The sequence below is a fragment of the Methylobacterium sp. B1 genome (assembly GCF_000333255.1).
Lineage (GTDB): Bacteria > Pseudomonadota > Alphaproteobacteria > Rhizobiales > Beijerinckiaceae > Methylobacterium > Methylobacterium fujisawaense.
The window spans coordinates 1-3270 of sequence record NZ_BACT01000842.1; the positions used below are offsets into that span (position 1 = coordinate 1).

1 protein-coding gene and 2 pseudogenes are annotated in these 3270 nt (G+C 72.3%); 1 reads left to right on the top strand and 2 read right to left on the bottom strand.

Annotated elements, in window-relative coordinates; all coding sequences use genetic code 11:
• On the bottom strand, window positions 1-2236 hold a 2236-nt coding region (locus I53_RS24405), incomplete at its 3' end, for a PAS domain-containing protein (RefSeq protein ID WP_043355594.1).
• 330 nt (window positions 2237-2566) lie between these two features.
• Between I53_RS24405 and I53_RS24410 the strand changes: the two are divergent.
• Window positions 2567-3031, top strand: a pseudogene (locus I53_RS24410) (DEAD/DEAH box helicase); the annotation flags it as partial.
• A gap of 2 nt (window positions 3032-3033) precedes the next feature.
• On the opposite strand, the pseudogene I53_RS31820 reads toward I53_RS24410, so the two are convergent.
• Window positions 3034-3270 (bottom strand): annotated as a pseudogene (locus I53_RS31820) (ATP-binding cassette domain-containing protein); the annotation flags it as partial.

Consider the following 3270-nt stretch of genomic DNA (forward strand, 5'->3'; position numbering starts at 1 on the left):
GTGAGAACGGCTCGAAGATCCGCCCCAGATCGGCGTCCGGGATACCGCCGCCGGTATCGGAAACCCGCACGGCCACGAAAGGCCCCGGCGCGCCGGCATGCCCGCGGATCGGCGGCATCGGGCACTCGCCCTCCAGGCGCAGGGTCAGGCTGCCTTCCCCACGCATGGCGTCGCGGGCGTTGACCGCCATGTTGATCAGCGCGGTCTCGAACTGGCTCTCGTCGGCGCGCACGAAGCGGGGCGTCTCCGGCAGCTCGATGATGACGCGGATGCGCGCGCCGGTAACCGAGTCGAGCATGTCGGCGATGCTGCGCAGGCGCGCGCCGATGTCGAAGACCTGGGGCTTCAGCGCTTGGCGCCGGGCGAAGGCGAGGAGCTGGCCGGTGAGCTTGGCCGCGCGGTCCACGGTGTCGGAGACCGCGTCGACGTAGCGGCGGCGGCGCTCCTCGGCGAGGTCGGGCCGGCGCAGGAATTCCATGGAGGACCGGATGATGGTCAGGAGGTTGTTGAAGTCGTGGGCCACCCCGCCGGTGAGCTGGCCGATGGCCTCCAGCTTCTGCGATTGCCGCAGGGCCTCCTCGGCCTGCCGCTGCTCGGTGATGTCGCGCCCGAAGCCGTAGAACAGCCCGTCCTCCGGCACGACGGTCCAGAGCACCCGGCGCCGGTCGCCGGCGCGGGTCAGACAGGAGAGTTCGACATCCTCGACCCGGCTCTCGTCGCAGAGGGGCCGCAGCGCCGCCTGCGCGGCCGCCCGCTCCGGGGCGGCCACGAAGTCGAGGGCGGCCCGGCCCAGGGTCTCGGCCTCCGACCAGCCGAGCGCCCGGCTCCAGGACGGGTTCGCCGACTGGACCCGCCCGTCCCGGTCCGCGACGAGCTTCAGCACCGGCGACAGCGTCCAGACCCGGTCACGGTCGCGGGTCTGGGCGGCGACCTGCGCTTCGAGGCGCTCCGCCCGGGACTGGAGCAGCGCCTCGATCCGCTTCCGCTCCGAGACGTCGTGGGCGAAGACGTAGAACCCGTCGACCCCTCCGTCCGCTCCCCGGCGCGGCAGGTAGCGGGTGTCGGCGACGCGGGTCTCGCCGTTCGGGAGCGTCCAGGTCCATTCCCGGCGGATCTCCTGCCCGGCCAGCACCCGCTCGAAGGCGGCCTGCCGCATCGCGAAGGCCTCGGGGCCGATGAGCATCCGCACGGTCTGCCCGACGACCTCGGAGGGCCTGCAGCCGGTCCAGGACTCGTAGGCGGCGTTGGCGAACCGATAGGTGAGGGTGCGGTCGATGAAGGCGATCAGGACCGGCATCGCGTCCGCGACCAGCCGGAGTTCCGCCTCCCGGGCGCGGAGCGCGATCTCGCTCCGGCGGCGCTCGGTGATGTCGTTGAACAGGATCGCGACGCGGTTCCGGCCCGGCCCGTCGACCCGGTAGGCGTGCACGTCGTACCAGCGGTCGAGGGCCTTGGCGGCCTGCTCGACGCGGACCGGCTCGCCGGTCAGGGCGACGCGGCCGTAGAGGTCGAACCAGCATTGCTCGTGATCGGGGGCGATGTCCCGCATCCACCGCCCCACCACGTCCGTCAGGCCGGTCTGCCGCTCGAAGGCGGGATTGGCCTCCAGGAAGCGGTAATCGACCGCCCGGCCGTCTTCGAACGTCAGCTCGACCAGGCAGAAGCCGGCATCGATGAAGGTGAACAGCGAGCGGTAGCGCTCCTCGTTCCGGCGCAGGGCGGCCTCGGCATTCCGGGTATCCAGCTGCGTCATCACCGTCCGGGCGAGCGCCTTGAGGATGAAGATCTGCTGGTCGGTCAGGGTGCGCGGGACGCGGTCGAGGACGCAGAGCGTCCCGATGGCCCAGCCGTCCGGCGTCACCAGGGGCACGCCGGCGTAGAAGCGCAGGTGCGGCTCGCCGGCCACGAGCGGATTGGCGGCGCGGTCCGGCAGCGCGGCCAGATCGGGCAGCACGAGGACGCCGTCCTCGCGCATGGCCTCGGTGCAGAAGCCGAAATCGAGCGGCATCGCCCGCGCGGGGTGGCCGAACGCGGCCTTGATCCACTGCCGGTCGGCATCGACGAAATTGATGTGGGCCATCGGCGTGCCGCAGGCCTGGGCGGCCATCTCGGCGATCTCGTCGAACGCGCGCTCCGGCGGCGTGTCGAGGATGGCGTAGGCGCGCAAGGCGGCGAGCCGCTGGGGATGCTCGGGCTCGAAACCCGACGGGCGGGATATTGTCTCGGTCTGCGACACGGGACCGTCATAGCGTAAGCGCCCGCGCCTCCCTAATGAAACTCTGCCTCACGGGCCCGGCGGCGCGACCAGCCCAAGCATTCCGCGACAGTCCATTAGTCGACATTCGCATCGGATCGTCGGCGACAACCGGGTTTCACAGGCGCCGGCCAAGTCTTGTCCGGGCCGACGATCCCGTCCGGGCGCCCGCTGCGGTGTCTTCGTGATCTGTGCCGGCGCGGACCGCACCGGAGGCCGCGCGGTCACGGCTGTGGATCGGATCGCCGCGGCCGGGAGCCCGCGGGGGCGGTGCGGCGTTGCCGGCTCAAGAGGGACGGGTTCGGATCAGGCATGGCCAAGCGCAGGACGAAGGCGGGCGCCCATCAGGGCTTGGAGGACGCGCCGCTGATGCCCACCGGCGCCCTGGCGGTGGCGCTCCTGGCCTATGCCGAGGGCCCGGGTCCGGTGGTGCATGTCGCCCGGGATGCCCGCCGCCTCGAGGACCTCGCCGCGACCCTCCGGGCGCTGGATCCCGACGCGCAGGTCGCGATCTATCCCGAATGGGACTGCCTGCCCTTCGACCACGCCTCGCCGTCGCGGGCCATGATGGGCGCCCGGGCCGCGGTGCTGCGCTGGCTGACCGACCGGGAGGCGCTGCCGGATTTCGTGCTGACCACCGCCCCCGCCCTCGTGCAGCGCGTGCCGCCGCCGGAGACCTGGGCCTCGGCCCGCGTGACCCTGCGGGTCGGCGACCCCCTCGACGTCGCCGCCGCGACCGCCGACCTGAAGCGCCTCGGCTACATCCTCGACGAACGGGGCGCGCTGGTCGCCTCGTCCAGGATGAGCAATCTCGGATCCGTGATCAGGGCGCGGGCGATCGCGAGCCGCTGCCTCTGGCCGCCCGACAGGTTCGCGGAGCCCTCTTCGATCCAGGTCTCGTAGCCGCGGGGCAGCCGTTCGACGAACTCTTCCGCGCCAGCAAGCCGCGCGGCGCGGATCACGTCCTCGAAGGTCAAGCCCGGCCGGCCGGCGATGATGTTCTCGCGCACCGTCCC